This is a genomic window from Allostreptomyces psammosilenae (genome assembly GCF_013407765.1).
Classification (GTDB): Bacteria; Actinomycetota; Actinomycetes; order Streptomycetales; family Streptomycetaceae; genus Allostreptomyces; species Allostreptomyces psammosilenae.
Window position 1 is genome coordinate 4,154,159 of the sequence record NZ_JACBZD010000001.1, and the last position, 22,206, is coordinate 4,176,364.

Here is a 22,206-nt window from a genome sequence, read left to right on the forward strand (position 1 = left end):
CGGGGGCGTCCGCCGCCCCCGGCGCCCAGGCCCGCCCCGGCGCCGCGACCTGCCCCGGCGCCGCGACCTGCCCCGACGCGTCCGCGTCCGGGTCGGTGCCCGCGGGAGGGGCGGCGTGCGCGCCGTGGGCGGCGGAGGTGACGAGTTCGGTGAGGACGCCGCCGCAGTCCTTCGGGTGCAGGAAGGTGATCCGCGAGCCCATGGAGCCGCGCCGGGGCTCGTCGTAGAGCACCCGCACCCCCCGGCCGCGGATCGCCTCCGCGTCGGCGGCGACGTCCGACGTGCCGAAGGCCACATGGTGCACGCCCTCGCCGTGCCGCTCCATCCACTTGGCGACCGGGGAGTCCGGCCGGGTGGGGTGGAGCAACTGGATCCAGGACGCACCGCCGTCGTCGGTGCCGCACACCCGGAGCATGACCTCCTCCACGCCCTGCTCCTCGTTCACCTCGCGGTGGACCGGCTCGAAGCCGTAGGCGGAGCGGTAGAACTCCACCGACGCGTCCAGGTCGCGGCAGGCGATCCCGATGTGGTCGATCCTGGACAGCATGGCGCTCCCTCTCGTGACGAACGGTGGTCCGCGGGAGCCGCGCTCCCGGGGCCGCGCGGACCGTGCCCCGGCCGCGCGGACCGCGTTCCCCGGCTTCCCGCTGCCCGTCATCCTTCCCGAGCGGGCGGCGGATTTCGAGAGGGGCGCTCACCCCGCGCAGCGCCCCGGTCACCGTGGGAACGGGTTTTCCGCAGCGTGGAAGCGGGTCTTCCCTCCCCACCGACCGGGGGGTAGGAGTTAATAGGGACACCCCCCGTTCCGGTACCGCCGTCCTCCGACCCTCACTGGAAGGCAACCGCCATGAGCTCTCCCGCTGCCCGCTCCTCCGTCATCGTCGCGGGCGCCCGCACGCCCGTCGGGCGGCTGCTCGGCTCGCTGAAGGACTTCAGCGGCGCCCAGCTCGGCGCCGTCGCGGTGCGCGCCGCCCTGGAGCGGGCGGGGGTGACCCCCGAGGACGTGGAGTACGTGATCCTCGGTCAGGTGCTCCAGGCCGGCGCCGGTCAGCTGCCGGCGCGGCAGGCCGCGGTGGCGGCCGGCATCCCGATGGGGGTGCCCGCGGTCAACGTGAACAAGGTCTGCCTGTCCGGGCTCAACGCCGTGGCCCTGGCCGACCAGCTGATCCGGGCCGGGGAGTACGAGACGGTGGTGGCCGGCGGGCAGGAGTCCATGACCAACGCCCCGCACCTGCTGCCGGGCTCGCGCGCCGGGCACAAGTACGGGGCCATCGAGGTGCTGGACCACATGGCGCTGGACGGGCTGACCGACGCGTTCGAGCACGTGGCGATGGGCGAGTCCACCGAGCGCCACAACACCCGGCTGGGCCTGGGGCGGCCCGAGCAGGACGCCTTCGCGGCGCTCTCCCACCAGCGCGCGGCGCGGGCCCGCAAGGACGGCCTGCTGGCGGAGGAGATCGTGCCGGTCCCGGTGCCGCAGCGCCGCGGCGAGCCGGTGCTGGTCACCGAGGACGAGGGCATCCGGCCGGAGACCACGGCGGAGTCGCTGGCCAAGCTGCGCCCGGCCTTCCCGGCGGGGGCGGCGGACGGGGCCGAGGGCACGATCACGGCCGGCTCGGCCTCGCAGATCTCCGACGGCGCGGCGGCGCTGGTGGTGATGAGCCGGGAGCGGGCCGAGCGGCTCGGGCTGCCGTGGATGGCGGAGATCGTGGCGGCCGGCAGCGTGGCCGGGCCGGACAACTCGCTGCAGTCGCAGCCCGCGAACGCGATCCGCCGGGCGCTGGAGCGGGCCGGGCTCGGGGTGGCGGACCTGGACCTGGTGGAGATCAACGAGGCGTTCGCCGCGGTCGCGGTGCAGTCGATGCGGGAGCTGGGACTGACCGAGGAGCGGGTGAACGTGAACGGCGGGGCCATCGCCATCGGCCACCCGATCGGCGCGTCCGGGGCCCGCATCCTGCTGCACCTGGCGTACGAGCTGCGGCGCCGGGGCGGTGGGGTGGGCGCGGCGGCGCTGTGCGGGGGCGGCGGGCAGGGCGACGCCCTGATTATTCGCGTGCCGGCCGCCTGACCGGGCGGGCCGGTTTCGGCTACAAATGGTCCTGGACGACCAACGGTCGGTCAGCAGCGGTCGGCAAACGGGAGGGCCATGCACATCGACGAGCGCCGCGGGGGCTCCGTGCCCCCGTCCCTGCGGCCCTCCACGCCGCCCGCCGGCGCCGGCGGGCGGACGTACGACGTGCCGGCGCTCGTGGAGCAGGCGCGGGCGGGCCGGCCGCGCGCGGTGGCCCGGCTGATCTCCCTGGTGGAGTCGGCCTCCCCGCAGGTGCGCGAGGCCACCGAGGCGCTGGCCGCCGCGCCGGGCCGGGCCTACGTGGTCGGACTGACCGGCGCGCCGGGGGTCGGCAAGTCCACCACCACCTCGGCGCTGGTGGCCGCCTACCGGCGGCGCGGGCTGCGGGTGGGGGTGCTGGCCGTCGACCCGTCCTCGCCGTTCTCCGGCGGCGCGCTGCTCGGGGACCGGGTCCGCATGCAGGAGCACGCCACCGATCCGGAGGTGTACATCCGCTCCATGGCGACCCGCGGCCACCTGGGCGGGCTGTCCTGGGCGGCCCCGCAGGCGCTGCGCGTCCTGGGCGCGGCGGGGTGCGAGGTCGTGCTGGTGGAGACGGTCGGGGTCGGCCAGTCGGAGGTGGAGGTCGCCGCGCAGGCGGACACCACCGTGGTGCTGCTGGCCCCGGGCATGGGGGACGGCATCCAGGCGGCGAAGGCCGGCATCCTGGAGGTCGGTGACGTGTTCGTGGTGAACAAGGCCGACCGGGAGGGCGCGGACGCCACCGTCCGGGAGCTGAAGCACATGATCGGGCTGGGCGGCTCCGCGCCGCGTCGGGGAGAGCCGGCCGCTCCGGCGGCCGACGGCACGCCGCCCCCGCCGCCGTGGGTGCCGCCGATCGTGCGGACGGTGGCGGCGCGCGACGAGGGCCTGGCGGACCTGGTGGACGCCATAGAGCGGCACCGGGGCTGGATGGGGCGCGCCGGGGTGCTGGAGCGGCGGCGCCGGGAGCGGGCGGCCCGGGAGATCGTGGCGATCGCCACCGCGGAGCTGCACGGCCGGATCGGTGAGCTGCGCGGCGGCCGGCGGCTGGAGGAGCTGGCGGAGCGGGTGCTGGCCGGCGTGAGCGGGCCGTACACCGCCGCGGAGGAACTGCTGGCCGCGGTGTGAGGGCGCCGGCCGGGTCCCGGCGGTCCGCCGTCTCCGGGCTGCTGCTGCCGGCTTCCGCGGGCTGCTGCCGTCCCGCAGTCTCCGGCCGGCGGTCACGGTCGGTCGCGGGACTCCTCCAGGTGCCGCAGCACGGGCTCCAGGGCGGAGGCGAGCGCGGCGCGGCGCTCGTCGTCGAGCAGGTCGATGAAGTGCTGGCGCACGCTGGCCACGTGGTGCGGGGCGACGGCCCTGATGGTGTCCCAGCCGTGCTCGGTGAGCACGGCGTACAGCCCGCGGCGGTCCTGGTCGCAGGACTCCCGCCGCACCAGCCCGGCCTTCTCCATCCGGGTGATCTGGTGGGAGAGCCGGCTCTTGGACTGCACGGAGGCCATGGCCAGGTCGGTCATCCGCATCCGCCGCTCGGGCGCCTCGGAGAGGTTGACCAGGATCTCGTAGTCGTACATGGTCAGGTCGAAGGGGTTCAGGTCCCGTTCGACCAGGGTGTTGAGCAGCCGGGTGGCCTGGAGCCAGCCGCGCCACAGGCGCTGCTCGCTGTCGCTGAGCCAGTCGATCCGGCCGCTGGCGATGGGGTCGTCGGGCGTGGCGGGGTGGGGGGTGTCGGTATCCGGCGCGTTCATGGTCGTCATTCTACCCATTTAGTTGAACGTTGGACTTATTTGGGGTGTCGGCACGCGCCCCTCGGCACGGCCCCGCACCCGACACCGAGCCCGACGCCCCCGGACGTCACAGCCCGAAGCGTCGGGCGATGCCGCCCAGCCCCTGCGCCCCGCCCGCGCCGCCGAGGCCCCCGAGCATCCCGCCGAGCGGACCGCCCTGCGGGACGCCCGCCTCGTGCGGCACGGCCCCCGTCGGTCGCTCCTCCATGAGCTTCTCCGACGACTGCATCAGCACCGTACCCGCGCCGACGAACTCGAACTGGTGCTCCTCGCCGGAGCTGCCCCCCATGCCGGTGAGCTGCCGCAGGCCGCCCATCACGCCGCGCAGGTAGGCATGGTCGTAGTGGTGGCACGGCGAGGGGCAGTCCGCCCAGCCCAGCAGCGCCTGCGGATCCACCCGGACGGGGGGCTCCACGAAGTGGACCGGGCCGTTGGACGCCGCCACGAACCGGCCGGTGCCGATCAGCGTCACGAACCCCGGGATGATCGACTGCTTCAGCGACAGGCCCGGCTGGAAGGCCAGCAGGTTGCCGGAACGGATGGTCAGGTTGCCGTCGTCCAGGTCGAACGAGTTGACGTCGAACGCCCGGTCGGCCAGCAGCATCTTGCCGTTGCCCTGCGCCACGATCCAGTCACCGGCGTGCAGCGGGGAGTGGAAGTTGGCGGCGACCAGCGCGTCCAGCGGCCCGGCCCCCAGGTTCTGGAAGTCGATCTGCCCGTAGTAGGCGATCATCTTGCCCTTCTGCAGGAACCACTGCCCGTTCAGCTCCACGCAGAAGGTGTAGGAGTTGACGTTGTCGTTCGCCGGCAGGGCGTACGGGTCCCAGACCTTCGGCTCGGTCGTCACAGCTTCTCCTCACTCGCCTGCACGTACACCGCGCCGTGTCCGGACAGCTCCAGCTGGAAGGCCTCCCCCGAACCGCGGCCGACCATGTCCCGCCAGCCCAGCGCCGTGGAGAGCTTGTTGCGCACCTCGCCGCGGTGCGCCACGTACGCCTGCGGATCGACGTGGACCGGGCGGTCCGGCGTGATCGGCAGCTCGAAGACGCCGCCGTGCGCCATCACCGCCACCGAGCCGTGCCCGGCCAGCGTGGTGGTGAACAGGCCCTGCCCGGTGGCCTGGCCGCGCACCATGCCCATCACCCCGCCCTGGCTGCCCATGAACATTGTCCCCTGGCTCAGCGATCCGTCGAAGGCCAGCAGGCGGTCGGCCTCCACGTAGAGGGTCTCCCCGGTGAGGTCCACCACGTGCACGTGGTGGCCGCCGTGGCCGAACATCACCGTGCCGTTGCCCTCGACCGTCATCAGCGGGGCGGCCTCGCCGGCCACCCGACGGCCGATCATCGACATCAGCCCGCCGTGGCCCCCGCTCATGTTCGGGGTGAAGCGGACGTCGCCCCGGTAGGCCAGCATCGAACCGCGCTGGCTGAACAGCCGCTGGCCGGGCGCGACCTTCGCCTCGACCATCTTGGAGTTGATCCGGATGAACGGCATGGCTACAGCTGCCCCCCGATCGTGTTGCGCTCGGAGGGCTGGACGTACACCAGGCCCTCACCGGTGAAGCGGATCTGGAAGGACTCCCCGGAGCTCTCCCCGACGAAGGTGCGCCAGCTCACCCCGGTGACGAAGTCCTGGCGGAGGTTGCCGGTGTGCGCCACGTAGGCGCCCGGATCGACCTGGAGCGGGAACTGCGCGGAGACCCGCAGCACGATCGCCGCCCCGTCGCTCAGGATCGCCGCCTGCCCCGTGCCCTCCACCGTGGTGGTGAACAGGCCGTTGCCCTGGGTGGCGCCGCGCAGCCCGGTGAACGTGGTGCCGGTGCGCAGCGCGCCGTCCACCGCCAGCAGGTTGCTGGCCTCGACGAACAGCTTCTCGCCGGACAACCGGACCAGGTTGACGTGCCGCGCCTCGTCCGCCAGGTGGCAGGTGCCGCTCCCCTTGACCTCCATCATGGTGACCGACTCGCCGGTCAGCTGACGGGCCACCATGCCGCGCAGGCCGTCCCCGCCGCCGGACAGCCGCTTGAAGCTGATCTGCCCCTCGTAGGCCACCATGGCCCCGTTGCGCGCGCGGACGGAGTCTCCGGCGAGGTCGACGGAGAGCACGCGGGGGTCGTTGAGCCGAAACTGAGCCACGGGCACCAACCTACTCGGGCCGTCAGGATTCCAGCCAGGACCACCCCGGCCGGTGACTGTGTCGACCGACCGAGTCGACGACCGCGTCGACCGACCGCGTCGATCGAGTAGGGAACTCCCGGCGGCGTCGTCACGATCCCGGGATGGCCGGATCCGGCCACCCGGAGACGGGGGGCGGAACCGTAGCGTCTACCCCGACACACCGGACACACCCGGCACACGGGTGACCACGAAGGGGACGGGCGGCATGACCACCAGCGCCACCACCAGGCCGGTTCGATGGGGCGTCCTGGCCACCGGCGGCATCGCCGCCGCGTTCGCCGCGGACCTCGCCGCGCTCCCGGACGCCGAGGTGGTCGCGGTCGGCTCGCGCAGCGCCGAGGCCGCGCGCGCCTTCGCCGAGCGCTTCGGCATCCCGCGCGCCCACGGCAGCTGGGCGGAGCTCGCGGCCGACCCGGAGGTCGACGTCGTCTACGTCGCCACCCCGCACTCCGCCCACCACCGCGCCACCGCGCTCTGCCTGGAGGCCGGCAAGGCGGTGCTCTGCGAGAAGCCGTTCACCATCAACACCGGCGAGGCGGCCTCGCTCGTCGAGCTCGCCCGGGAACGCGGCGTGTTCCTGATGGAGGCGATGTGGACGTACTGCAACCCGGCCGTGCTGCGGATGATCGAGCTCGTCCGCGACGGGGCCATCGGCGAGGTGCGCGCCGTCCAGGCCGACTTCGGCCTCGCCGGCCCCTTCGCCGCCGACCACCGGCTGCGTGACCCCCAGCAGGGCGGCGGTGCCCTCCTCGACCTCGGCGTCTACCCCGTCTCCTTCGCCCACCTGCTGCTCGGCGAGCCGACCTCCGTCCAGGCGTGGGCCCGGCTGACGCCGGAGGGCGTCGACGAGACCACCGGCATGCTGCTCGGCTACCCCGACGGGGCCATGGCGGTGCTGGCCTGCTCCATCAACGCCGACATGCCGGCGCTGGCCACCGTGAGCGGCACCGGGGGCCGGATCGAACTGCCGCACGGCTTCTTCCACCCGGACGGCTTCGTGCTGCACCGCGCCGGCCGGGAGCCGGAGCGGATCGAGGTGCCGCAGGGGCCGGGCAACGGCTACGCCCACGAGGCCGTCGAGGTGATGCGCTGCCTGCGCGCCGGTGAGCGGGAGTCCCCGCTGGTGCCCTTGGAGGGCTCGCTCGCGGTGATGCGCACCCTGGACGCCGTCCGGGAGCGGATCGGCGTGCGCTACCCCGGGGAGTGACGCCGGCGGGCGGCCGGGGGCGTCCGGGGCGGCCGGGGGCGTCCGGCCGGCGGGGCGTCCGGCCGGCGCCCGGCCGCCCCGGCGCCCGGCCATCCCCTCGCCCGGCCGGTCGGGGTGTGAGCTGGGCAAAGAGTCGGTAAAGGGGGGCGGTTGCGGGCGGTGGATCCGGGATCCGGCACACTCGGTTGTCGAACGGAGCCGGCGTGACCGCACAACCCCGGGAGTAGCCCATGAGCACCGCGCAGTCGACCACCCCCGCCACCCCGGCCACCGGTGACGCCGGCGGCCCGGACAGCCCCCGGGCCCTCGGCACCCTCGACCGGCTGCGCTGGGTGTCGCTGCCCGAGGGCATCTCCTTCCTGGTGCTGCTGGTCTGCTCCGTGCTGCGGCGGACCATCGAGTGGGACCTCGGCGTGACCGTGATGGGCCCGATCCACGGCGCGCTGTTCGTGCTGTACGTGCTGTTCTGGCTGGACGCCTGGAGCAAGCGGAAGTGGACCGTCGGCCGGGCCGCGCTGCTGTTCGTGCTCTCCGTGCTGCCGACCGGCGGCCTCTTCGCCGAGCGCTCGCTGGCCAAGGAGAAGCGGCAGGCGCTGGAGCGTGCCGCCGCGCCGGCCGCCTGACCGCCGGCCACGCGAGGACGAGGAAAGGGAGAGCCATGATCGTTGCCTTCTCCGTCACGCCCCTCGGGGTCGGCGAGGAGGTCGGCGAGTACGTCGCCGACGCCGTCCGGGTCGTCCGGGAGTCCGGACTGCCGAACCGCACCGACGCCATGTTCACCTCCGTCGAGGGCGAGTGGGACGAGGTGATGGACGTCGTCAAGCGCGCGGTGGAGGCGGTCCAGGCCCGTGCCCCGCGGGTCAGCGTCACGCTGAAGGCCGACATCCGGCCCGGCGTGACGGACGGCCTGACCAGCAAGGTCGAGACGGTCGAGAGGCACCTGCGCGCCGAGTCGTGAGCGGCGCGGACGGGGACCGTTCGCCGTTGAGGGATCCGGGCGGCGGTGTTTGACTGGTTAGAACCCTGTCCAGCGCATTGGAGGTGGCCGCCATGCCGCTCTACATGGACGTCCACACGAAGATCAAGGACCTCACGCAGGAGAAACTCGCGGAGGACCACCGCAAGGACCTGGAGTACGAGCAGGCGGAGGGCGTGCACTTCAAGGAGGCGTGGGCCGATCCCGAGACCGGCACCTGCTTCTGCCTCTCCGAGGCTCCGGACCAGGACGCGGTCCGACGCGTCCACCGGCGTGCGGGCCATCCGGCCAACGAGGTGTACCCCGTCACGTTGCACGTCTAGGCGCCGGTTGGCCCCCGCTTGTCCGGCGAGCGCGCACCGCTCCGCCGGGCTGAGCTGTTCCGCCGCCCGCCGCCCCTCCCGGGGGCGGCGGGCGGCGCTGTTTCTTGGGGCGCGTTGCTTTTTGGGGCGCTGGTTTGTGAGGGCGGTGGTGTTTTCGGGGCGGGTGGGCGTCGGCGGGTGGTGCTGGCTTTGGGGCGGAGTTATCCACAGGGGAAAAGTGGGGGCTGCACTGCGCCAACGCGCCATGCGATCCTGAAAAAGGGGGTCCCCCCAGACGCGGTGGGGGATTGGGGGCGCGGGGTGACATGTTCCTGGCTATTCTTTCCGGATTCTTCTCATGCTCTTCTCTCGTGTTCGCGCGTCCGTGAGGTTCTGGCATCCGTCGTGAGCATGTCCGGTCTGCCTCCGAGAGTGTGGGCTGTGAGCCCCGCGCCCGTGAGTTATCCACAGGGGAAAAGTGGGGGGCTGCGCGCTGTTAACGCGTCATGGGATCCTGAAAAAGGGGGTCCCCCCAGAAAGATGAGGAGGGTATGAGCGCAGAAAGATGAAGGGGTGCGCGTAGGGGGGTGACATGTTCCCGGCAGAGGCTCCACTGGTTGGAGCCTCTACTCGCGGCGGCTCTTCTGCGTGGGAAGCCACTGCCGGGGGAGGGGGCGGTATTGCCGGGGGAGGGGAAGTCACTCCCGGGGAGGGGAGTCATCGCCGGGAAAAGAGGCAGCCACGCTGGGGCGCGGCCCGCGGACAGCGCTGCGGCCTGCGGGAACCCGGCGGAAGGGGCACTGGGCTCGACCGATACGGTGAGTGTGATCGAGCCCACCTGAGGTGAACAGCGTCACCCGCCCGCGCGTCTCGCCTCGCTCCGGAACGACGGTGATCAGCATGCGCTCCACCACCATCGACGACTACCTCGACCAGTTGGCCGCCCGCGTCCCCGCCCCCGGCGGAGGCGCCGCGGCCGCCCTGCACGCCGCTCAGGGAGCCGCGCTGCTGGCCATGGTCGCCCGTTACAGCGACGGCGAGCGGTACGCGCGGGACCGGCCGGCGATCGAGAAGGTCCGCGAGGACTCAGACGCCCTGCGCGCCACGGCCGTCGAGCTGGCCGAGCGTGACGCCGCCGCGTTCACCCTGGTCACGGACGCCTACCGGCTGCCGAAGGGCACCGAGGAGGAACGCGCCGCCCGGGGCCGGGCGATCGCCGACGCCCTGCTGGGCGCGGCCCGCCCGCCGGCCGCCGTCATCGACGTCTGTCAGGACCTGGTCACCCTGGCCGAGGAACTGCTGCCGCTCTGTAACCGCTCCGTGGTCACCGACGTCGCCGCCGCGGCGGAGGCGGTGCGCGCGGCCGCGACCACCGCCCGGGTCAACGTCGAGGTCAACCTCGCCGGCATCGACGCTGAGCTGCGGGCGCCCTTCGTGGCGGCCGTCTCCTCCGTCGACGACCTGACCCGGCGCACCGACCGCGTCACCGCCGCCGTCCGCGAGGAGATCACCCGTTGAGCAGCCCCACCAGCCCCAGCGCCACCCACGCCAGCCCCAAACCCACCGACCCCACCGACCCCAGCGTCACCGGCGCCGAGGCGACGACCACCGACGGCACCGCCGCCGTGCTCTCCGGCCGTGAGTTGGCCGCCGCCATCCGGGCGGACGTCGCCGCCCGCGCCGCCGCCCTGACCGAGGCCGGCACCCCGCCCCGGCTGGACGTGGTCACCGCCACCGACGACGAGGCCAGCGCCTGGTACGTGCGCTCCATCGCCTCCGCCGCCACCCGGGTGGGCATCCGCTGCGAGGTGCGCGACCTCGGCGCCGGGGCGGACGCCCGGCGGATCGTCGCCGAGCTGGAGCGGGCCGGCGCCGAGGCGGCCGTGCACGGCGTGATCCTGCAGACCCCGCTGCCGGCGGGCTGCCGCCTGGAGGAACTGGCCGCCGCGATCGACCCGGCCAAGGACGTCGACGGCGCCCACCCGCTCAGCCATGGACGGTTGGCCACCGGCCTGCCCGCGTACCCGCCGGCCACCGCCGCCGCCGTCATGGCGCTGCTGGACCACCACGGCATCGACCCGCGCGGGCGCCGGGCCGTGGTGGTGGGCCGCTCCACCGTGGTCGGCCGGCCGCTCGCCCAGTTGCTGCTGGACCGCGACGCCACCGTCACCGTCGCCCACTCCCGCACCCGCGACCTGGCCGAGGTGTGCGCCGACGCCGAGATCCTGGTGGCCGCCGTCGGCCGGGCGGGTCTGATCCGCGCCGAGCACATCGCGTCCGGAGCCTTCGTGGTGGACGTCGGCACCAACCCGACCGAGGACGGTGGCCTGGTCGGCGACGTGGACGCCGCCGCCGCGGCGTCGCGCGCCCGCGGCTACACCCCCGTCCCGGGCGGCGTCGGGCCGGTCACCACCGCCCTGCTGCTCCGGCACACCGTCCAGGCCGCCGAGGCGCTCACCGGGTCCGGCGACGGCGCGACCGAACGGGGGGAGGCGGACGAGCGGTGACCCGCCCCCGCGGCGACCTGGCCCGCCAGGGCCCAATACCACACCACCGCCCGAGGCGTGGTCCGTACCGCCGGGTACGGTGGGACGCGTGTCCAAGCCGTTGAAGCTGCCCTTCGACCCCATCGCGCGCGCCGACCAGCTCTGGGCGCGGCGGTGGGGGAGGGTGCCGTCGATGGCCGCGATCACCTCGATCATGCGCGCCCAGCAGATCCTGCTGGCCCGGTGCGACGCCGTCCTCAAGCGCATGGACCTCACCTTCGCCCGTTACGAGGCCCTGGTGCTGCTCACCTTCAGCCGTGCCGGGGAACTGCCGCTGTCCAAGATCGGGCAGCGGCTGATGGTGCACCCCACCAGCGTCACCAACACGGTGGACCGGCTGGAGCGCAGCGGTTACGTCGTCCGCCGGCGCAACCCCCGCGACGGCCGCGGGGTGCTGGCCGCCATCACCGAGGCGGGCGCCGAGGTGGTGGAGAAGGCGACCGCGGCGCTGAGCGACGTGCACTTCGGCATGGGCGACTACGACGCCGAGACCTGCGAGCGGATCTTCTGGGACCTGCGCAAGCTGCGGGTGTCTGCCGGTGACTTCGTCGATCCGGACGCCCCGGACCCGGAGGACGACGAGGACGCGGACGAGGACGAGGACTACGAGCGGTACGGGTGACCGGCCCGGGACACCGAAACACCGGACACCGGGACACCGGACCGCCGGAACACCGCCGGGCCGCCCCGCGTAGGAGCGGCCCGGCGGTGGCCGGTCAACTCTGGCGGGGCGCCGTCCGGCGCCGGCCGCTCCGCGCCCGGCCCGTCCCCGCCGGACCGGCCGCCTCGGCCAGTTCCGCCATCCGGGCCAGCGCGGCCACCCAGAACCGCTGCTTCTCCGGTGTCTGCCCCACCAGGTAGGTGGCGCGCAGCTTGGGCGGCAGGTGGCGGAGCAGCCGGGCCACCACGTCCCGGTGCCGCCTGAGCTGGGAGACCTCGGCGTTGGCGAGGATCTGGTGCACCAGGTCGGTGTCGTTGGTGCCCTCGGCGGAGGTCTCCGAGGCGGCGGCCAGCCGGGCCTCCCAGGCGTCCACGTCCCGCGCCAGCTCCCGCATGCCGACCGCCTTGCTCCGGTCGGCCAGCCTCGCCTCCAGCTGGGCCAGCGGCACCGGGGCGTACTCGCCCTGACCGAGGTAGATCAGCCCGGTCTCCAGCGGCAGCCCGGCCTGGTGCAGCCGGATCAGCCGTTCCAGGGTCCGCTTGGTGACCCACTGCCGGCCCTCGTCGTCGATGTCGTTGTGCCACCACTCCAGGACCGTCTCGGCGACCTCGCCGTAGGTGTCGACCAGCCACTGGCCCGCCGGGATGTCCTCGGGGCGCACCTCGTAGCTCACCGTGAAGCGGCTGGCCTGCGCCACGTTGTTGCCGCTCACCTGGAGCTTGCGGCCGAGGTGGTACGGCGGGTTCTGCAGCGCCACCTGGGCGCGCAGGTTGGGTATCGGCCGGCCGGCGAGCGACCGCTCCTGGGTGATCTCCATCAGCTTGGCGAAGGTGGCCTTGTCCTTCGGCCGGTTGTACTCGTCCCAGACGATGACCTTGGGCTCGGGGCCGACCAGCGAGCGGCTGAGCAGGGTGTCCAGGGTGCCGTCGGGGGTGGGGATCGGCACGCACAGGTCCTCGACGTTGGTCACCGGCAGGGAGAAGTACACCGGGTCCCGGCCGGTCTCCTCCCGCGCCACCTGCTTGGTGATCTGGGTCTTGCCGCAGCCGGGAGGCCCCTGGAGCAGCACGGACCAGCCCTGCCGGATGGCGGTGCGCAGGATGCGGCGCACCGGGTCTGCGACGGTGCGGGGGTTGCGCACGCCGAGGGCGTCGGCGATCCGGTCCAGGATCTCGGTGGTGTGGTCCGGGCCGGGCTTGCCGTTCTCGGCCACGTCCCGCAGCCGCAGGCGGTGGCCGCCGACCAGGGGCAGGCCCCAGGACAGCGGGAACTCGGCGCGGGCGCAGTCCAGGACGTGTTCCAGGGTGCGCGGGGAGAACAGCGAGCGCAGGTGCGGGCTGAGGCCCGCCCAGATCCGGAACACCTCGGTGAGGTCCCAGTCGGGGTACCGCTCGGCCAGCTTGTACCGCCAGGCGGTGTCGGCGGCGGTGATCCGCAGGGTGACCATGCGGTCCAGGATGGCGAGGTCGCTCCGGCGGGCGCTGGTCTCGGCCAGTGACTCGTTGTCGGTGAGGAAGACGCCGACGCAGCCGAGGGCGCGCAGGTCGTGCTCCCCGAGGGTCCAGTCGCAGGCGATCTGCATCAGCTGGGACTGGATGGTGTCGCCGGCCTGCAGGGAGTCGTCGATGAGCAGGACGAACGGCTTGCCGGGAGTGAGCTGGGCCATGATCAGCTGGGTGAGCACCAGCTCACCGCTGCGCGGGTCCCGCACCGGCGCGTTCACCAGCAGGTCGTCGGGGGTGAGGTTGGCGGCCGGCACCAGCACCACGGTGGTGCCGGGGTGCCGGCGGGGGATGTGGCTGAGGAAGGTGGAGGTCTTGCCGATGCCGTGCTCGCCGAAGACCTGCCCGGTCTGCCCCATGGTGATCATGGCGTCGATGAACTGTTCGAGACGGGCGCCGGCGTCGGCGCCCTCCGGTCGCCGCGGGTAGGTGGCGTTGGGCCGCCAGCGGGGCGTGGACGCGGCCCCGCCGCGGGCGGACCGCGGAACCGGGCCGCCCGGGGACGCGGTGCCGGCACCGGCAGCGGTCTCGGTGTGGGCCTCGGCCGCGCCTTCGGCCTGCTCGGTCACGGGGCGGGACGTGGTCTGCACGGAGCTCACGGTCGTCTGCTTCCTCGTCGTTCGGGGTGGGCGTCGGGGCCGGTGGGGCCTGCGAATGGGCGGGCGGGGCGGGCGGCCTGTTGAGGGCGCGCGGGAGGAGTGGCGGCCGGACGGGTCAGCTGTCCCCGGTGGTCACCCGGTGGCAGGCCATCGGCGGGTCGTGCCGCTCCGGCCAGTCGTCCCCGCCGTCGGTGATCAGCCAGATCCAGCGGTCCGGCCGCTCCGGCGTCACCCGGGGCGCGTAGCCGTCGGTGACCACGATCACCGCGTCCGGCCGCTCCTCGAACCGTCGCCCGTTCACGGCGAGGCGGCCCTCCGCGTAGTCCACGACGTTCTGGAAGTCGGTGCCGCCACCGCCGCGCACCCGCTCCCCCGGCACGAACGGCATGACGATGCCGTCGAAGCTCAGCCAGTGGCTCTCCACCCCGTCCGTCCGGCCGACCAGAGTGGTGATCCAGTCGATCACCTCCTGCGGCATCGAGCCGGAGGTGTCCAGGGCGATCAGCACCACCTTGGTGCGTTCCCGGCCGCGCCGGGAGAGCACCGGATCGTGTCCGAGGGCGAGCAGCACGGCGCCCTGCTTCCTTGGGTAGACCAGGCGCTCGCCCTCGCTCAGCTTGGAGCCGAGGGTGTCGGCGAGCCAGCGCTTCCACCAGTCCACCCGCGCCGTCCGGGGCGTCTCGCCGCGCAGCGCCGCCAGGCCCATGCGGCCCCACATCCGGCGCAGCCGGTCCCCGCCGCCGGTGGAACGGTCCGCCAGGTCCAGCAGTTCGTCACGGGCGACCCCCTCGCCGCGCAGCGCCGCCCGCATCGCCTCGGCGAGCGCCTGCCCCACCACCCGCTCGATCGTTTCGGCGTCCATCGGCACGGCTGGGCCGGTGCCGTCGCCCGCCCGCAGGTGGACGCAGACGGCGGACGGGCGGGGCGGGTTCCGCATCCGCCTCAGCTGCCCGTAGACCGTCAGGTCGGTGGCGGTGAACTCCTCGTACGGCAGCGGCGCCAACCCCTGCTCGCGCAGGTCCTCGGCGTACATCCGGTGGACCTCGCGCGGATCCACGCCGACCGGCTCCCGACGGGTGCCGCCCGCGCCGTCCGGCACCGCCCGGGTGGGCAGCTCGGTGCGCCCCAGCCGGACCATGGCGACGTGGTTGATGCTCACCTCGGCCGCCAGCTCGAACAGCGGGTCGGTGCGCAGCGCCTCGGCCACGTACAGGTGCCGGTGGATCAGGTGGCGGGCCTCGTGGAACAGCACGAACCGCACCCCGCTCGGCCCGATCCGCACGAAGAACTCCGGGTTGTACAGCAGCAGACAGCTGCCGTCACCGCTGGCCACCACCGCGGCGGTGTCCACGGCCGTGGTGGGGATGTGGTGGTGGCACTTGGCGTACAGCCAGGAGCAGACCACGCTGTCCCGGATGCCGAAGTCCAGCAGCGCGGCCTCCTTGAGCGCGCGCGCCTCCTCGACCACCGCCGGGTCCTCCGGCCGGCAGGCCAGCAGCGCCCGCCGGTCGGACAGGTCGATGACCCGTCGGGTCGGGGCGTGCCGGGGCTGCCCCGTTACCTGCGTCATGGGGGTGTCCTTCGGAGCGTCGAGGGCCGCCGGTCGGCCGGCGGGGAGGGCGGTCGGGAGGGTGCCGCGAGGGTCGGCGGGGAGGGTCACCGGGTGATGAGGGAGGCCGCGAACAGCAGTTCCGGCAGGCTGTCGGCGAACTCCGGCAGGGTGCGCAGCACCAGCACCCAGGCCTCCGGGTTGCCGTCGAGGTACTTGCGGACCAGCGCGTCCAGCTCGGCGTGGGCGTCGGCCCCGGCGTGGGCGTCGGCCCCGGTGCGGGCGTCGGCCCCGGGGTGGGCGTCGGCGTCCGCCTCGGCCTCCGGCAGGGCCAGCTCCAGCGCCACCCGGCCGGGACGCCCGTGCCGCAGCAGGTCCGCCCGGGTCAGCAGCCCCCGCCGGACGGCCTCCTCCGCCCACGACGTCCGCCCCGGCTCCGGCTCGGTGAGGGCGACCCGCTGCAGCACCGCGTCGACCGGCTGCCCCTCCACCAGGCGCTGGTACGCCCGCTGCTCACCCCGGCTCAGCTTGGGGACGCCGTCCCGCAGCCGCTCCGGGCAGCCGGCCATCGCGGCCAGCTCCCGCACCCGGGACGCCGGCAGCGGCTTGGCGAGGTGCTCGGCCAGGATCTCGTCCCAGTCCCAGACGAACCCCTCCACCCGCATCCACTCCGCCAGGCGGTGCTCGGCCGCCGGCTGGCGCATCCGCCGCGCCAGGTGCTTGGTGGAGTCCGCCTCGCGCACGGCCTCCCGCATCCGCCCGAGGGCGGCCTCCCGGTCGGGTTCGGCCAGCAGGGTCTCGACGAGGATGAGCACCGAGTCGGCGAACCAGTCCGGCACCCTCTCCCGCAGCCCCTCCGGCCCGTCGTGCTCCCAGAAGCCGAGCGCCAGCCGCAGCTGGAGGTTGCGCGAGCTGACCGGGGAGTGCGCCAGGCACAGCTCGACCAGCTCCGGATCGCCGCTGCCGATCCACGGCGCCAGCCAGATCTTGCGGTCCCGCCGGGCGGTCACCTGGCCGAGCGCGGCACGGGCCGCGGCGTGCACGGGCAGCCGCTCGGCGCGGCCCGGGGCGAACGGCCGGCCGGTCACCAGGGCCAGCCGGTCCTCCCAGCCGGCGTGCCGCTGGTAGACCAGCCCGACGTTGACCTCGGGGTCGTCCAGGGCGGCCAGCGCGGTCACCGCGTGGGCGGGCAGGTCCCGCCGCCGGGAGAGCAGCAGCCGGTCGCGCCGCCGGTCGCCGGCCAGCGCCAGGTCGAGCCACTCCGGCCGCCAGGTCCCCAGCACCAGCAGGTCGTACGCGGTCCGGTCGTCCAGGTGGGCCAGCAGCGACCACTGCACCTCGGGGGCCGCCGCGTCCAGCAGCGTCAGGAACGCCGCCCGGCCGGCCCGCAGCCGGGGCGCCTCGGTGAAGTCCGGGAGCCCCGCCGCCTCGGGCCACGCCCCGCCCTCGGCGCCCTCGCCCCGCGCGGCCCGGGCCGCCGCGTCGTCGAGCAGGTCGACGACCGTCCCGCGGAAGCGGCCCAGCCGCTGCCGCACCACCCGCCAGGCCGCCACGTCGCTGCCGAGCCGCTCGGCGACCAGCGTGGACAGCCCGGCGCGGAAGGCGGCCCACTCGGCCCGCTCGGCGTCGGTGGCCGCCCGGGTGTCCTGCGCCACCTGGAGCACGGCCTGCGCGGGGCGGGCGTGCGGCAGTTCGGCCCCCGACACGGTCCGGCCCAGGCCCCGGCGGACCACCGTGGTCAGCGCCTTCACCGTGACCCTGGCGGCCGGCAGCGCCGACAGCGCGGCCAGCGGGATCGGGCGGGTGATGCTCTCCAGGAGGTCGCCGGGCTTCGGGTGCGCCGCGCACAGCGCCGTCAGCACCGGGTCCGGGCAGTCCGCCCGAGCCGCCAGCGCCGCGACCGCCGCCGGCCCGAACGGGCGGGCCGCCGCGGCGGCGGTCACGGCCGGCCAGTCGAGGGCGTCCCGCAGCGAGAGCGAGGTCTCCGCCTGCCGCGGGTCGGCGTACAGCTCCTCGATCGCGCCCCGCGTGCCCTCCGCGGCCTCCACGGCGGCCCGCAGCTCCGCGACGCCGGCCGGCCCGCGCAGCGCCGCGTCACCGAGCCCGGCCAGTTCCCCGCCGAGCCGCGAGCGGACGGCCGGGTCGTCGAGCGCCCGCGCCAGCGACTCGGGACCGCCGTGGGCGAGCAGGGACAGCAGGGCGCGGGACCGCTCCGCGCGGGTCAGGTCGTCGCTGACCGGGCTGCCGGCCAGGACGTGCTGGACCAGCTCGGGGAACGGCGAGACCACGGCCGCTCGCAGCCCGAGCCTGGTGGGGGCGGCGGGCTGCTTGGCCGGGCTGATCCGCAGCAGGGTGTCCACCGGGCCGGCGGGCGCGGTCCAGCGAGGGTCGGCGGGGTCGGCCGAGGCCAGCAGCGTCCGCAGGTCGCGCAGTTCCCAGAGCGCCGACCGGAGGGCGGCCAGCGCCACCACCGGGTGCCCCGACGCAGCCAGCCGCGACCGCAGCCACGGGTCGGTCTCGAACGCCTTGTGGTTTCCCGCCAGCTTCGCCACCAGGCCGCCGTCGTCGGCGAGGACGGCCTCCACCAGCGCCCGCGGCACCCGTTCGGACCGGCTGACCAGCGGCACCAGCACGTCCGCCGCGCGGTCGAAGAGCTGCCGCAGGTCGTCGGGGTCGCCGTGTGCCAGGAGCGGGCCGAGGTAGGACGCCTGCGATGAGCCGGCCATGGGAGAACTGGTCCTCTCGGTTGACGGTGGGGGGTGGAGGGCCCGCGCCCGGTGTGCGGGCCCCGCGCGCCCGTTGTGCGGATGCGGGTGCATGGGCGCGCGTGGGTGCCGGGGGGCGCGCGGGCGCGCGGCCCCCGGCGGGAGGGGGTGTTCGGTGCGGTCGGCGGTGCGCCCGCCGACCGAGGAAGAAGCTAGCCAGCCGCTCTGACAGCCCGTTGCTTCCCCGCTCGTCGAAGTCCGAGTTGTCCACAGGGTGAAAGAGGGGGCTGCGTAGCGTGATCACTGCGTGGGATCCTGAAACAGGGGGTCCCCCCAGAGCAGGTGTGGGTTTGTGTGGACATGACTGGCATGCCCCTGTCTGAAGGCCCCGGTCTGCGGAGGGGATCGGACGGGGCGGATGCGGGGAGGCGGTTCCGAGGGGGGCCAGGGGGCGGATGCGGGGAGGCGGTTCCGGAGGGGTTCCAGGGGGATGCGGGGGCGGGGATCCGAGGGCTCTCCAGGGGCGGATGCGGAGGCGGGGATCCAAGGGCTCCCAGGGGACGAATCCCGGGGAGGCGGGTCCCAGGAAGGAAGCGGATCCGAGGGGGGCGGATCCGAGGAGCCGCGAGCGCCCGGTTAGGCTCGGTGGCCGGGGGTTTCCGCCTGCCGGCCGCGCGAGGATCGAAGGACACTGCCGATGAAGCCGATCGTGCTCAACGCCTACCGGGCCATGGCCTACGCCACCGGTGTGATGCTGCTGCTGCTCTGCGTCGCCATGGTGATCCGCTACGGGCTCGACGGGGGCGACACCATGTCCGCGATCATCAGCCCGATCCACGGCTTCCTCTACATGGTCTACCTGGTCACCACGGTCATGGTCGGCCTGCGGCTGAACTGGGGCGTGGGCAAGATGGTGCTGATCGCGCTGGCCGGCACCATCCCGGTGTGCTCCTTCGTCGCCGAGCGCCGCGTGGTCGCCGAGGCGCGTCCGTTCCTCATCACCCCGGAAGGCGCCGAGGACCCGGCGCGCGCCGCCTGACCACGCGCCGCCCCGCCCCCGCCGTTCGACCCCTGCCGCTTGGCGGACTTCGGCGTTAGCGTCGGGCGATGAGGGAAGTCACAACCCGACACCCTCATCGACGACGCCCGGGCGCGGACGAACTCCGCACCGGACGCGACGGCCGAAGGACGAGGCGGGATCACATGGACGCGTCCGAGATCGAGGAGGGCCGCCGCCGCTGGCAGGCCCGTTTCGACGCCGCACCCAAGCGCGACGTCGACACCACGACCCTGTCCGGTTCGCCGGTCGATCCGGTGTACGGGCCACCCCCCGGGGCGGACGTCCCCGGGTTCGAGCGGATCGGCTGGCCGGGGGAGTACCCCTTCACCCGCGGCCTGTACCCCACCGGCTACCGCGGCCGCCTGTGGACGATCCGGCAGTTCGCCGGCTTCGGCAACGCGCGGCAGACCAACGAGCGCTACCGGCGCATCCTCGACGCCGGTGGCGGCGGGCTGTCGGTGGCCTTCGACATGCCCACCCTGATGGGGCGCGACTCCGACGACCCGCGCTCGCTCGGCGAGGTCGGGCACTGCGGGGTGGCGGTGGACTCCGCCGCCGACATGGACGCCCTCTTCGCCGGCATCCCGCTGGGCGAGGTGACCACCTCGATGACCATCTCGGGCCCCGCCGTGCCGGTGTTCTGCATGTACCTGGTGGCGGCGGAGCGCCAGGGCGTGGACGTCCCCACGCTCGACGGCACCCTGCAGACGGACATCTTCAAGGAGTACATCGCCCAGAAGGAGTGGCTGTTCCCGCCCGAGCCGCACCTGCGGCTGATCGGCGACCTGATGGAGTTCTGCGCCGCCCGGGTCCCCCGCTACAAGCCGCTGTCGGTCTCCGGTTACCACATCCGGGAGGCCGGCTCGACGGCCGCGCAGGAGCTGGCCTACACCCTGGCCGACGGCTTCGCCTACGTGGAACTCGGCCTCGCCCGGGGGCTGGACGTGGACGTCTTCGCGCCCGGTCTGTCCTTCTTCTTCGACGCGCACATCGACTTCTTCGAGGAGATCGCCAAGTTCCGCGCCGCCCGCCGGATCTGGGCCCGCTGGATGCGCGACGTCTACGGCGCCCGCACCGAGCGCGCGCAGTGGCTGCGCTTCCACACCCAGACGGCCGGGGTGTCGCTGACCGCGCAGCAGCCGTACAACAACGTGGTGCGCACGGCCGTGGAGGCGCTGGCGGCGGTGCTCGGCGGCACCAACTCGCTGCACACCAACGCCCTCGACGAGACGCTGGCGCTGCCCTCCGAGCGCGCCGCGGAGATCGCCCTGCGCACCCAGCAGGTGATCGCCGAGGAGACCGGGGTGGCGCTGGTGGCCGACCCGCTGGGCGGCTCCTGGTACGTCGAGGCGCTGACCGACCGGATGGAGGCGGAGGCCGAGGCGATCTTCGCCCGGATCCGGGAGTTCGGGGCGGACCGCGCCGAGCACCCGATCGGCCCGATGACCTCGGGGATCCTGCGCGGCATCGAGGACGGCTGGTTCACCGGCGAGATCGCCGAGGCGGCCTTCGACTACCAGCAGGCCCTGGAGAAGGGCGACAAGAAGGTCGTCGGGGTGAACTGCCACACCGGGTCGGCCACCGACGACCTGGAGATCCTGCGGATCAGCCACGAGGTGGAGCGCGAGCAGGTGCGCACGCTGGCCGAGCGGCGGGCGCGGCGGGACGACGCGGCCGTGCGGGAGGCGCTGTCCGCGATGCGCGAGACGGCGCGCGGCGAGGGCAACCTGGTGGAGCCGATGCTGCGGGCGGCGCGCGCGGAGGCGACGCTGGGCGAGATCTGCGGCGCGCTGCGGGAGGAGTGGGGCGACTACGCCGAGCCGGCGAGGTTCTGAACCACCGGACGCGACGGGGCGGACCGGTCCGGGCGTGCGCGGCTCCCGGACCGGCCGGGGGACGCGTCGACGGAGCGTGGCCCGTAGCCACGGCAGCGTCGCGGAGCATGGAGAATTGAGGCATGCAGCCACGGAACATGTCCATGAGCGGCGTGGTCGACCTCGCCGCCGTCAAGGCGGCCAGTGAGGCCGCGCTCCAGGCCGAGCAGGCCCGGCGGGCTCGCGCCGCCGCGCCGTCGTCGGCGCAGGGTGTACCGCTGATCGTCGACGTCGACGAGTCCACCTTCGAGGCGGAGGTGATCCAGCGGTCGGCCGAGGCGCCGGTCGTGGTGGACTTCTGGGCCGAGTGGTGCGGCCCGTGCAAGCAGCTCAGCCCGGTGCTGGAGAAGCTGGCCAACGAGTACGCCGGCCGGTTCGTGCTGGCCAAGATCGATGTCGACGCCAACCAGATGCTGGCCCAGCAGTTCGGCATCCAGGGGATCCCGGCCGTGATGGCGGTCGTCGCGGGCCAGCTGGTGCCGCTGTTCCAGGGCGCCGTGCCGGAGGCGCAGGTGCGCCAGTACCTCGACCAGCTGATCCAGCTGGCCCAGGACCGGTTCGGCCTCACCGGTGTCACGCCGGGCGAGCCGGGTGAGGGCGGCGCCGCCCCGGCGGAGCAGGCCCCGCCGCGGGATCCGGCGCTGGAGGCCGCCTACGACGCCATGGAGGCGGGCGACTGGGGCGGCGCCGTGCAGGCGTTCCGCAACGTGCTCTCCGACCAGCCGGCGCACGCCGAGGCGAAGGCCGGGCTCGCCCAGGCCGAGCTGCTGCGGCGGGTCGCCGATCTGGAGGACGCCGGTGCGGTGCGCGCCGCCGCCGCGGAGCGCCCGAACGACCCGGACGCGCAGATCGCGGTGGCCGACCTCGACCTGGTCGGGGGCCACGTGGAGGACGCCTTCGACCGGCTGGTGCAGACCGTCGCGCGCACCGCGGGGGAGGACCGCGACAAGGCGCGGCTGCACCTGCTGGAGCTGTTCGAGGTGGTCGGCCCGGACGACCCGCGGGTGACCAAGGCCCGCACGGCGCTGGCCCGGGTGCTCTTCTAGCGGCGCGGAGGGCTCAGGCCCGTGACGGTCCCTGACGGCCCGGACGACGCCCGTCGTCCGGGCCGTTTCCCGTCTCCGGCCGTCACCCCGTGCGGGAGGGGCCGGTGAACGACCGCGGCGGGGCGG

General features: G+C 74.3%; 19 protein-coding genes and 1 pseudogene. 12 read left to right on the top strand and 8 right to left on the bottom strand.

The features are described from left to right. Window positions 1-121: 121 nt before the first annotated feature. A pseudogene (gene mce, locus FHU37_RS17230) lies at window positions 122-547 on the bottom strand (methylmalonyl-CoA epimerase); the annotation flags it as partial. A gap of 300 nt (window positions 548-847) precedes the next feature. On the opposite strand from mce, the gene FHU37_RS17235 reads away from it, so the two are divergent. Beyond that, a complete protein-coding gene (locus tag FHU37_RS17235; RefSeq protein ID WP_179815057.1) occupies window positions 848-2,068 on the top strand; it encodes an acetyl-CoA C-acetyltransferase in 1,221 nt (406 codons plus the stop codon). Window positions 2,069-2,146: 78 nt separating this feature from the next. After that, on the top strand, window positions 2,147-3,220 hold the full coding sequence (gene meaB / locus FHU37_RS17240; protein ID WP_179815058.1) for a methylmalonyl Co-A mutase-associated GTPase MeaB: 1,074 nt from the start codon (window positions 2,147-2,149) through the stop codon (window positions 3,218-3,220). 92 nt (window positions 3,221-3,312) lie between these two features. Here meaB and FHU37_RS17245 read toward each other — a convergent pair whose 3' ends face one another. The 4 genes from FHU37_RS17245 to FHU37_RS17260 form a co-directional block, all read right to left on the bottom strand. Then, on the bottom strand, window positions 3,313-3,837 hold the full coding sequence (locus tag FHU37_RS17245) for a MarR family winged helix-turn-helix transcriptional regulator (protein ID WP_376773961.1): 525 nt from the start codon (window positions 3,835-3,837) through the stop codon (window positions 3,313-3,315). A gap of 106 nt (window positions 3,838-3,943) precedes the next feature. Next, window positions 3,944-4,723 (bottom strand): AIM24 family protein, encoded by a 780-nt coding sequence (locus FHU37_RS17250; protein ID WP_179815060.1) that lies wholly within the window; start codon window positions 4,721-4,723, stop codon window positions 3,944-3,946. Continuing rightward, complete coding sequence (locus FHU37_RS17255; RefSeq protein WP_179815061.1) at window positions 4,720-5,370, bottom strand: AIM24 family protein; 651 nt, start codon at window positions 5,368-5,370, stop codon at window positions 4,720-4,722. Before FHU37_RS17255 ends, FHU37_RS17250 begins: the two co-directional genes overlap by 4 nt. Window positions 5,371-5,372: 2 nt before the next feature. Further along, a complete protein-coding gene (locus tag FHU37_RS17260) occupies window positions 5,373-6,011 on the bottom strand; it encodes an AIM24 family protein (RefSeq protein WP_312892646.1) in 639 nt (212 codons plus the stop codon). Window positions 6,012-6,258: 247 nt separating this feature from the next. On the opposite strand from FHU37_RS17260, the gene FHU37_RS17265 reads away from it, so the two are divergent. From FHU37_RS17265 to FHU37_RS17295, 7 genes are all read left to right on the top strand, one after another. Further along, window positions 6,259-7,260 (top strand): Gfo/Idh/MocA family protein, encoded by a 1,002-nt coding sequence (locus FHU37_RS17265; protein WP_179815062.1) that lies wholly within the window; start codon window positions 6,259-6,261, stop codon window positions 7,258-7,260. A gap of 230 nt (window positions 7,261-7,490) precedes the next feature. Continuing rightward, entirely contained in the window at window positions 7,491-7,883 is a 393-nt protein-coding gene (locus tag FHU37_RS17270; protein WP_179815063.1) for a DUF3817 domain-containing protein, read from the top strand. A 35-nt stretch (window positions 7,884-7,918) separates the two neighbouring features. After that, on the top strand, window positions 7,919-8,218 hold the full coding sequence (locus FHU37_RS17275; protein WP_179815064.1) for an MTH1187 family thiamine-binding protein: 300 nt from the start codon (window positions 7,919-7,921) through the stop codon (window positions 8,216-8,218). Between the two features lie 92 nt (window positions 8,219-8,310). After that, on the top strand, window positions 8,311-8,559 hold the full coding sequence (locus tag FHU37_RS17280) for a nickel-binding protein (protein WP_179815065.1): 249 nt from the start codon (window positions 8,311-8,313) through the stop codon (window positions 8,557-8,559). An 879-nt stretch (window positions 8,560-9,438) separates the two neighbouring features. Continuing rightward, window positions 9,439-10,056: a cyclodeaminase/cyclohydrolase family protein gene (locus FHU37_RS17285; protein WP_179815066.1), complete on the top strand. Its 618-nt coding sequence runs from the start codon at window positions 9,439-9,441 to the stop codon at window positions 10,054-10,056. Then, entirely contained in the window at window positions 10,053-11,045 is a 993-nt protein-coding gene (locus FHU37_RS17290; protein WP_218904066.1) for a bifunctional 5,10-methylenetetrahydrofolate dehydrogenase/5,10-methenyltetrahydrofolate cyclohydrolase, read from the top strand. Before FHU37_RS17285 ends, FHU37_RS17290 begins: the two co-directional genes overlap by 4 nt. 88 nt (window positions 11,046-11,133) lie before the next feature. Continuing rightward, window positions 11,134-11,706 carry a MarR family winged helix-turn-helix transcriptional regulator gene (locus FHU37_RS17295; protein WP_179815067.1) on the top strand — a complete coding sequence of 191 codons (573 nt, stop codon included), beginning with the start codon at window positions 11,134-11,136 and terminating at the stop codon, window positions 11,704-11,706. Window positions 11,707-11,800: 94 nt separating this feature from the next. On the opposite strand, the gene FHU37_RS17300 is transcribed toward FHU37_RS17295, so the two are convergent. From FHU37_RS17300 to FHU37_RS17310, 3 genes are all read right to left on the bottom strand, one after another. Further along, a complete protein-coding gene (locus FHU37_RS17300) occupies window positions 11,801-13,615 on the bottom strand; it encodes an AAA family ATPase (RefSeq protein WP_179816348.1) in 1,815 nt (604 codons plus the stop codon). Window positions 13,616-13,961: 346 nt separating this feature from the next. Then, entirely contained in the window at window positions 13,962-15,416 is a 1,455-nt protein-coding gene (locus FHU37_RS17305; protein ID WP_179815068.1) for a vWA domain-containing protein, read from the bottom strand. A gap of 86 nt (window positions 15,417-15,502) precedes the next feature. Further along, window positions 15,503-18,121 (bottom strand): hypothetical protein, encoded by a 2,619-nt coding sequence (locus FHU37_RS17310; protein WP_179815069.1) that lies wholly within the window; start codon window positions 18,119-18,121, stop codon window positions 15,503-15,505. Between the two features lie 676 nt (window positions 18,122-18,797). On the opposite strand from FHU37_RS17310, the gene FHU37_RS17315 reads away from it, so the two are divergent. The 3 genes from FHU37_RS17315 (at window position 18,798) to trxA (ending at window position 22,080) form a co-directional block, all read left to right on the top strand. Next, complete coding sequence (locus FHU37_RS17315) at window positions 18,798-19,139, top strand: DUF3817 domain-containing protein (RefSeq protein WP_179815070.1); 342 nt, start codon at window positions 18,798-18,800, stop codon at window positions 19,137-19,139. A gap of 164 nt (window positions 19,140-19,303) precedes the next feature. Next, a complete protein-coding gene (gene icmA / locus FHU37_RS17320) occupies window positions 19,304-20,995 on the top strand; it encodes a coenzyme B12-dependent isobutyryl-CoA mutase large subunit (protein ID WP_179815071.1) in 1,692 nt (563 codons plus the stop codon). A gap of 122 nt (window positions 20,996-21,117) precedes the next feature. Continuing rightward, window positions 21,118-22,080, top strand: a complete 963-nt coding sequence (trxA, locus tag FHU37_RS17325; protein WP_179815072.1) for a thioredoxin — start codon at window positions 21,118-21,120, stop codon at window positions 22,078-22,080. The last annotated feature ends 126 nt before the right edge of the window (window positions 22,081-22,206 follow it).

Bases quoted from the DNA above. Each gene is read 5' to 3' on its own strand.
- FHU37_RS17235 (WP_179815057.1), top strand. From the start codon at position 848: ATGAGCTCTCCCGCTGCCCGCTCCTCCGTCATCGTCGCGGGCGCCCGC.
- meaB (WP_179815058.1), top strand. From the start codon at position 2,147: ATGCACATCGACGAGCGCCGCGGGGGCTCCGTGCCCCCGTCCCTGCGG.
- FHU37_RS17245 (WP_376773961.1), bottom strand. From the start codon at position 3,837: ATGAACGCGCCGGATACCGACACCCCCCACCCCGCCACGCCCGACGAC.
- FHU37_RS17255 (WP_179815061.1), bottom strand. From the start codon at position 5,370: ATGCCGTTCATCCGGATCAACTCCAAGATGGTCGAGGCGAAGGTCGCG.
- FHU37_RS17265 (WP_179815062.1), top strand. From the start codon at position 6,259: ATGACCACCAGCGCCACCACCAGGCCGGTTCGATGGGGCGTCCTGGCC.
- FHU37_RS17270 (WP_179815063.1), top strand. From the start codon at position 7,491: ATGAGCACCGCGCAGTCGACCACCCCCGCCACCCCGGCCACCGGTGAC.
- FHU37_RS17275 (WP_179815064.1), top strand. From the start codon at position 7,919: ATGATCGTTGCCTTCTCCGTCACGCCCCTCGGGGTCGGCGAGGAGGTC.
- FHU37_RS17280 (WP_179815065.1), top strand. From the start codon at position 8,311: ATGCCGCTCTACATGGACGTCCACACGAAGATCAAGGACCTCACGCAG.
- FHU37_RS17285 (WP_179815066.1), top strand. From the start codon at position 9,439: ATGCGCTCCACCACCATCGACGACTACCTCGACCAGTTGGCCGCCCGC.
- FHU37_RS17300 (WP_179816348.1), bottom strand. From the start codon at position 13,615: ATGATCACCATGGGGCAGACCGGGCAGGTCTTCGGCGAGCACGGCATC.
- FHU37_RS17305 (WP_179815068.1), bottom strand. From the start codon at position 15,416: ATGACGCAGGTAACGGGGCAGCCCCGGCACGCCCCGACCCGACGGGTC.
- FHU37_RS17310 (WP_179815069.1), bottom strand. From the start codon at position 18,121: ATGGCCGGCTCATCGCAGGCGTCCTACCTCGGCCCGCTCCTGGCACAC.
- FHU37_RS17315 (WP_179815070.1), top strand. From the start codon at position 18,798: ATGAAGCCGATCGTGCTCAACGCCTACCGGGCCATGGCCTACGCCACC.
- icmA (WP_179815071.1), top strand. From the start codon at position 19,304: ATGGACGCGTCCGAGATCGAGGAGGGCCGCCGCCGCTGGCAGGCCCGT.
- trxA (WP_179815072.1), top strand. From the start codon at position 21,118: ATGCAGCCACGGAACATGTCCATGAGCGGCGTGGTCGACCTCGCCGCC.